At 64.2% G+C, this 7,322-nt stretch carries 6 protein-coding genes and 1 pseudogene; 2 read left to right on the forward strand and 5 right to left on the reverse strand.

Features of this window, described 5'->3' with window-relative positions; all coding sequences use genetic code 11:
* Window positions 1-43: 43 nt before the first annotated feature.
* The 4 genes from ABZV91_RS15070 to ABZV91_RS15085 form a co-directional block, all read right to left on the reverse strand.
* Window positions 44-2,320 (reverse strand): hypothetical protein, encoded by a 2,277-nt coding sequence (locus ABZV91_RS15070; protein WP_355240998.1) that lies wholly within the window; start codon window positions 2,318-2,320, stop codon window positions 44-46.
* A 92-nt stretch (window positions 2,321-2,412) separates the two neighbouring features.
* Entirely contained in the window at window positions 2,413-2,727 is a 315-nt protein-coding gene (locus tag ABZV91_RS15075; RefSeq protein ID WP_355241001.1) for a hypothetical protein, read from the reverse strand.
* A 107-nt stretch (window positions 2,728-2,834) separates the two neighbouring features.
* A complete protein-coding gene (locus ABZV91_RS15080; RefSeq protein ID WP_355241003.1) occupies window positions 2,835-3,158 on the reverse strand; it encodes a hypothetical protein in 324 nt (107 codons plus the stop codon).
* Window positions 3,159-3,854: 696 nt separating this feature from the next.
* Window positions 3,855-4,529: a class I SAM-dependent methyltransferase gene (locus tag ABZV91_RS15085; RefSeq protein WP_355241006.1), complete on the reverse strand. Its 675-nt coding sequence runs from the start codon at window positions 4,527-4,529 to the stop codon at window positions 3,855-3,857.
* Window positions 4,530-4,645: 116 nt separating this feature from the next.
* Between ABZV91_RS15085 and ABZV91_RS15090 the strand changes: the two genes are divergently transcribed.
* Together ABZV91_RS15090 and ABZV91_RS15095 are read left to right on the forward strand one after the other, a co-directional pair.
* Window positions 4,646-5,191: a TetR/AcrR family transcriptional regulator gene (locus tag ABZV91_RS15090; protein WP_355241009.1), complete on the forward strand. Its 546-nt coding sequence runs from the start codon at window positions 4,646-4,648 to the stop codon at window positions 5,189-5,191.
* 179 nt (window positions 5,192-5,370) lie between these two features.
* Window positions 5,371-6,921 (forward strand): FAD-binding protein, encoded by a 1,551-nt coding sequence (locus ABZV91_RS15095; RefSeq protein ID WP_355241012.1) that lies wholly within the window; start codon window positions 5,371-5,373, stop codon window positions 6,919-6,921.
* A 7-nt stretch (window positions 6,922-6,928) separates the two neighbouring features.
* Here the strand turns inward: ABZV91_RS15095 and ABZV91_RS15100 are convergent.
* Window positions 6,929-7,117, reverse strand: a pseudogene (locus ABZV91_RS15100) (cyclase family protein); the annotation flags it as partial.
* Window positions 7,118-7,322: the final 205 nt, after the last annotated feature.

A 7,322-nucleotide genomic window follows, 5' to 3' on the forward strand; every position in this document is an offset into this window, starting at 1 on the left:
ATTCCGGTCGGCCGAACGCGTACTGTGCGCCCGGCCGGTCCGATCACGTCGACTTGGGTTCTTGCGGTGCTTGGACCGCAGGGGGCGCCTGCGGCGTCTCGAGGGTGACCTTCGGCTCCGGCAACTCCGTCGGCACGCCGGGGGCCTGCACATCCGCCTCGCCCAAGCCCTGTGGGCGGAGGAACTGCACGAACTTGCCGTGGCCCATGTTGTCGAGATCGCCGCTCTGGTCCAGCCGGGTGAGAACACCGTCCTTCCAGTACTGCGGACCCGTCCCGTCGTTGATCACGACGGCACTGTGGTTCTCCCACCTCACCACGTCACCCGTCTTCAGATCTCCCTGGACGGCCTCCCAGGTACCGCCCATATCCTGGGAGGCCTGCGTGCCCTCATAGGCGGTGAACGCGTTGAGCGCCGGGTTCCCCTGCTGCCGGGTCAGCGCGTCGGACACCGCCTGCGGCACCTGGATCGTGGTCTTACCGTCGGGCATCTTGTAGTCGACCATCGCGCCGGGCGTGGTCACCACCGGCGGAGTGCCGGTATCGGTGGGCGCGGTGACGACCGGCTGCGCGCCGGCCCCCTGATCGGTCGTTCCGGGAACAACGCCCGGCGACGGCTGGCCGGGAGCGGGAACCTCGGGCCCCTGGCCGCGAGGATCGTCCTTGTCCTTGTCCTTGTCGTCCTTGCCCTTGCCGTCTTTGCCCGCCTGGTCCCCACCCATGCCGTTGAGCATCTGCGGGATCATGCCGGCCATCATGAGTCCGCTCATATCCGGACTGCCGCTCGCCGCAGGCGAGACCGCGGGCTGGGCTTGGGGTGCGCCACCGGTGTTCTGCCCGGTCACACCGGACGGCGACTGCTCGCCGTCGATACCTGTGGTACCGGAACCATCCGTTTTGTCCTTGGTCGTGTCGCCCAGGATCTGGTCGTACTGCTTGTCCAGATCCTTCAGCGCATCGTCGGCATTCACCGGCGTGTTCGCGGGAGTATTGGCGGGAGTGTTCACCGGGGTATTGACGGGGGTGTTCACGGGAGTGTTGACCGGGATGTTGGCCGGAGGGTTCGCAGGCGGATTCGCGGGCGGATTCGCGGGCGGATTCGCCGGAGGGTTCGCGGGCGGATTCGCCGGAGGGTTCGCGGGATCGTTTCCGGGGTGCGGCTGACCGTCATTGATGATCTCCTTGAACTCCGGATTCTGCTTCGCCAGGCGCTCCATTTCTTCGACGTAGTCGTTGACATACTTGATGCAGTCGTCTACGCCCTCTTTTATATATCCGTAGAGCGGCTGCTCTTCCACGGCGTGCTGAATGCCCGCCGCCGAAGCATCGACCGTTTTACCGTCGCTGCCCTTGAGGCTCTTCTCATTGTCGTTCACCCCGACCAAGCTCTTCGCGATCTTTTCGTTCAGCTCGAGGATTCGACCATACATACTCTGATACGTCTCGTGATTGAATTCGTCTATCTCGAGAACCTGGTCGCCGAACCCTTTGTCGACGGCGGCCCATTGTCTTTTCATCAGAGCCAATCGAGTGGCCAGCAACGATTCGGATTCGTACGACTTTCCCGCAGCCTCTTTCAGCTGGTTTACAAACCCCTCCTCGAGATTGTCATTTTTGGTTTTGTGCTCCTCCTCCGGTTTGAACAGGAAACTCGGTATATTGATGTCTCCAGTGCCGATTTGATGGGTCAGATAGGCAAGCTGATAGTTACTGAGATCGATATAGCGGGACAGTTCCTGAGAGATCTCCACACCGCCGGTAGCACGGGGTTTTTGGATCTTGAGCGGAAAATCCTCGTACTTGCTGTCGTCCTTGAGTTTGTCCGCGCCCTTAGGGAAATAATCGATTCCGAACGTTGCTCGCAGGAGATTTGCATCGCTGGCGACCCGGTCGAGACCGTCCAGCGAGATCCCGGTGATTAGCTTGTCATCACCCGGATAATTGCCATCCCAATCGTCCGGCAGCGCTTCGTCACCTCTGACGAAGATAATTCGCCCATCATTGGTGATGGCCATCTGCGATATATCATCGGAGCCGCCGGCGCCGTCATCATTCTCATGAGAAAGAAGCTTCTTTTTCTCGTCGCCGTCATTCTCGAGGGAGATGTTAACAGAATCGTTTAACCAACCATCATCCTCATCGAAATATATTTCATTGGCGCCGACATCCTCTGTCTGCGATACAATAGTGCCGTGGCGGTCCTTGACGACGAGCCGTCCGTCTTCCAGACCAACCTTGTAGTCACCGTTCTTTGAGACAATCCAGTCACCCTCGCCCATCGTATTGTCATCGATGCCGAATGTTCCGCTATGGTTCGTCACCCGAACGGCTCCTGATATCTGAGCGCCACGATCACCCGAAGGCAATCGCTTATGGAAGTATTTCTGGTCACCGCGTCGAATCCTGAATCAGGTCACACGTCGGCGGCACCCGGGTCCACTCTGGCACCACCATCTGCGTCGGCGTTCTCGAAAGTGGTGGCGCCGCCGAGCTTGGTATCACCGGAGCCTTGATACTTGTCTGCCGTGTACGTCCAGTTCGCAGTGCGGGCTCGGCGTATCTCGCGAGCCGCGAGAGCATAGGCGTGCACACCGTAACCTGCACCCCTGTACAGCGCCGCCTCCCATTCCGGGTCGTCCGCGGCGCGATCCAGCAGACCTGGCACCTCACCATGGTCTCGGCTCCCACTGGTGCGCATATCATCCGGCTGCTGCTGAAAGATGCTCATGCTGCGAATCCTCTCCCGTCTACAGCTCCGCAAGCATATTGTCGGGTATCCCCACTCTTGGGATGCGACTTCGAGGACGCTACCGAGCTTCCGAACGACCGCTGAAGTCACAATTCGGGGCCGAACTCGGCCTTTTCCATGCGCCGGTAATCATCCTCGGTCGGCAAGCCGTACTCGTCGAGTACATGACGCAGCGCCCCCCTTGCCGCCAGCGCCGATCGCTTGCCCACCTGGGATTTCGCTCGCGCCAAACGGGCCACCCGCACAATTTCGGCAGCCAGCCAGGCATCGGTGTTCTCCCAGACCTCGTCGCCCAGATGGACGCCGACGATCACACCCAGGATGTCGCAGGCCACCCCGACCGAGTAGTCGGGATTGAACGCCTCGTAGACCCGCGGAGCATGGCCCGCCTGCGGCCCGGACTCTTCCATGATGCTCACTCCGGACACGACTTCGTACGCGGCCCGCGTATGCCATCGGCTAGCGACGTCGGCGAACCCATGGCACCTTCGGGATGTCCGGCCACACAGTTTCCTGGATGGCGAGCTTGTGTTGCCGCAACGCATCGTCGGTACTTTCCCGGACAGCGGCCATGATGTCGGCTGCCAGCCCGACTGGATCCGATGCAGCAATCGTTCCGGGAGCGATATACATATCGGTGAGCCGACCGCTGCCGTCGACCTCCGGTATCACCCGCCCACTGGGAGAGGGACGCCGAGCACGTATCCGACCGACCCGGTCGAGCATATCGTCGGTCGCATGGACCAGGGCACGCCCCAGAGCAAGCGCCTCCACCGTCTTCGGATGCCTCATAGCCGAGCTCCGCTCGTCTGCAGCAGCACCGAACGCCGAACCGGAAACGGGCGCACGCGGGCAGGGCATTCGAGACCGGCGCATCTCATGGGGTCTCCCTCGGGACCCGGACACATCCCGAGGTTTCCAAGAGTCCGCAGCAACCTTCCTCCTCCCGCTGACGGCACGGGATCCAATTTGTCACACACGCCGCAGAATTACCACTGCTGGGGACATTCTCGCGGCACCTGTATCCGGCCTGATCAACACTTCGGCGCGTCCGACACCACCTCACTCGCGCGGACGAACCCGACCACCGGACCAGAGAGACAACGTCATCGATCCGGTTTGGCCGCAATCGCGATCCCGGTCGTGTAGCCGCTGACGACATGGCCGATATACGCGAAACCTACCGATCGCAACACTGGAGTGTAGTGGCGGACGTCGATCGCGTCGAGGGGCTCGCGGTCGCTGTTTCTGCGCGCGGACCGACCGAACAAGAACAGCATCCACCGGGTCGGGTGAGCGTCGGCCAACAGCAAACGACCCCCTGGCCGTAGCACCCGCCACATCTCGGAAATTGCCGCCTCACGGTGCTCCTCGGGAATGTGGTGCATAACGAAGGTACACGTCACCACGTCGACCGAGGCATCCGGCAGCGGCAGATCCTGTGCCGGAGCCTGGATATAACGGTGATTGGGAAGGTCGTCGCGACGCTGGTTGTAGGCGACGGCAGAGGCGGACGGGTCGACACCCGCTACGCTGCCCCGCGCCCCGACCCTGGCACCGAGGGACCGGACGAGTTTGCCCGGCCCGCATCCGATATCGACGGCATCGTCTCCCGGGCCCGCCCCGCTCATCCGGACCATTTCGGCGAGTAGTCGGCGATGCCGGCCGAGAAACCATACTGCTGTGAACATGTTGTAGCGGCGCATACCCGCGATGACCAGGCCGGTCCCCGGGTCGTCGACAAACATGGGTGTGCGGGCCGGTGTAGTGGAAGAAGTCATGATTTCATCGTCTGCGGGCCGCCCTGCGAGGACCAGGATCAGTACCGGCGTATCCGTCCGTTTCCGGACAGAAATGCGAACGCTGTGCGATCAACCCAGGGCAGAGAGGAGAAGCAGTGGAGACACCGGACCGTCGCGTCCGCAAGACCCGCCACGCCCTGCACCGGGCGCTCATCGAATTGATGATGGAACGGCCCTACGACCGCATCACCGTCAGCGATGTGATCACGCGGGCCGATGTCGGTCGGTCCACCTTCTACGCCCATTACCGCGACAAGGACGATCTGCTGGTGGTGAGCTGCGCCGAGCATCTGCGCGCGGAGATCACCCGCTCACCGGATCGGGGGCGGTGGGCCCCGATCCGTGTGATGCTGGCGCTCGCCGGTGGGTACCCGCAGGTGTACCAGCCGCTGATCGGTCCCAAGGCGTCCGCCACCGCCCTACGCGGCTATCGGCACAGTATCGCCACGATCCTGCGTGAACATTTCGCCGAGTGGCCCGGCGCGCAGGTCGACGATCTGGGCGTGACGACCCTGTCGTGGGCCTTGGTCGGACTACTCACCGCAGTCACCGATTCCGCTGCTCCCGTCCCGCCAGATACCGCGTGGCGGCATTTCGAAGCGCACTACCTGAACCGGACGCCGCCGAACACACAGTCATGACACAGAGCCGCCCGGCGGGCCGCGTAAGAAGGGAGTCGGCCCTCGGCTGTCCGAGCGCGCATTCGCCCGCCGACAGCCGGGCCGCGACGTCGCCGGGAGCGGAATCCACGCCGAAAACCCCTGGTGGAGGGCTACGGTGATCAGGCGAATCCGTCGGATCGACTGCCAGGGGCCGAGAAATGCTGTCACGCCGCCAGTTTTTCGCCACCGCCGCTCTCGGTGCCGCCACCGTGGGTACCGGCGGCGCACCGGCGCAGGCCACACCCGCTGTCCTGCCCGGGCAACGCGAGTACCGCACGCTGACCATGCGCGGCTACAACCGGCGCTATGTCGCCCGGCCCCGGCAGATCCATCTACCGGCCACCGCGCAGGACGTCCGGCAGGCCGTCGCGAACTCGGTCCGGGACGGCCTGCGTATCGCCGCCCGCTCCGGCGGCCATTGCTTCGAGGATTTCGTGGACAGCGCGGACACGAAGTCGCTCATCGACCTGCGCCGGCTGGACCGGGTCGACTGGGACGCCGAACACCACGCCTTCTCGGTGGGCGCCGGCCTCACCCTGGAGCGGCTGTACGCGGAGCTGGCCCGCTGGAATGTGACCGTGCCCGGCGGGATCTGCCGGGCCGTCGGCGTCGGCGGGCATATCAGCGGTGGCGGCTACGGGCCGCTGTCACGCAAGCACGGGTTGGTGGCGGACCACCTGTACGGAGTGGAAGTGGTGACGGTGGCACGCGACGGCAGCGTCGGCCTGGTCACAGCGACCAGAGACGGGCCGCACCGGGATCTGTGGTGGGCCCATACCGGCGGGGGCGGCGGTAATTTCGGGATCGTCACCCGCTACCTGCTGCGCTCTCCCGGATCCGATGGATCCGACCCGGCGTCCGCCCTGCCCCGGCCACCGCACTCGATACCGGCCACCACGCTCACCCTGCCGGTGACCACCGAGGACTCCTTCGTCCGGTTCATGAGCAACTACCTCGACTTCTACGCGCGCCACCGCGAACCCGGCAATCGGTGCGACGGCCTGTACGCGCCGATCAGCTTCCGGCCCAACCTGACCGGGCTGGGCGAGATGTTGATCATCCAGGCCGACGACGGGGCCGATGCCCGGGGCCGGGTGGACGAATTCGTCGCGACCGTCTGCGCTGGTGTTATCCCCGGTGCGGTCGTCGCGCCGGTGGTCGCCCGCAGCTATGCCGATACCGTGGCGCACGTCTACTACGCCGGCACACCGGACCCGCCACGGGTCAAGACCAAGGGCGCCTACCTGCGCCGGCCCTACACCGCCGAGCAGTTGCGGACCTGCTACCGGCATATCGTCTCGCCGGCGTTCGTCGGCGAATCGTCGCTGGAATTCCTGCCGTTCGGTGGCGCGGTCAATGCCGTAGCGCCCGGTGCCACCGCCATGCCGGCCCGCGATTCGTTCATGAAGATGCTCATCCATGCCGCCTGGCGGCTGCCCCTCGACGACGAGCGGCATATCGGGGTGTCCCGGCAGTTGTACCGCGAGCTGTACGCCGATACCGGAGGGGTACCGGTACCCAACACACACAACGGCGGCAGCTATATCAACTACCCGGATCCCGACTTGGCGGACCCGCGATTCAACCGTTCCGGCACCCCCTGGCACACCTTTTATTACGGCGAGAACTACCCGCGGCTACAACAGGTGAAGGCACAGTGGGACCCCGGCGACGTCTTCCGGCACCGCCTCTCGATCGCGCTGCCCTGAGACGGGTTCAGGTCAGCGCGAGCACACGGCACGGCCCCCCGGTGCCGCCGACGTGTTTGGGCGCGCCGACGACCACGGTGGCGCCCGCGGGTGGTGCCGAGGCCAGGTTGGCGAGTAGTTCGACGCCGTAACGACCGGAGTCGAGGAGAGCGGTATGGGCGCCGAAATCCGGGTCGGCGGCCCGGTCGAGACTCAGCCTCGATCCACCGATCGGTTAATGTCAGGTTGGGGTGGTGTGAATGGAGAAATGCCCTTTGAACTGGGAAGATCGCTGGTGTTGAGGCAGTGATCGGTCCGGTTCAGAACGGCACTTCGGGTGCAAGTTTTGCATAGGTTCGCCGCGGAGTCAGCGGTGTTCGATGATCAGAGTCTGGTGTCGCTGGCGGGGCTGGTGCCGGTGA

The organism is Nocardia sp. NPDC004568, assembly GCF_040609955.1.
Lineage (GTDB): Bacteria > Actinomycetota > Actinomycetes > Mycobacteriales > Mycobacteriaceae > Nocardia.

Coding starts and splice junctions, on each gene's coding strand:
- ABZV91_RS15075 (WP_355241001.1), bottom strand. CDS start 2,727: ATGAGCATCTTTCAGCAGCAGCCGGATGATATGCGCACCAGTGGGAGC.
- ABZV91_RS15080 (WP_355241003.1), bottom strand. CDS start 3,158: ATGGAAGAGTCCGGGCCGCAGGCGGGCCATGCTCCGCGGGTCTACGAG.
- ABZV91_RS15085 (WP_355241006.1), bottom strand. CDS start 4,529: ATGACTTCTTCCACTACACCGGCCCGCACACCCATGTTTGTCGACGAC.
- ABZV91_RS15095 (WP_355241012.1), top strand. CDS start 5,371: ATGCTGTCACGCCGCCAGTTTTTCGCCACCGCCGCTCTCGGTGCCGCC.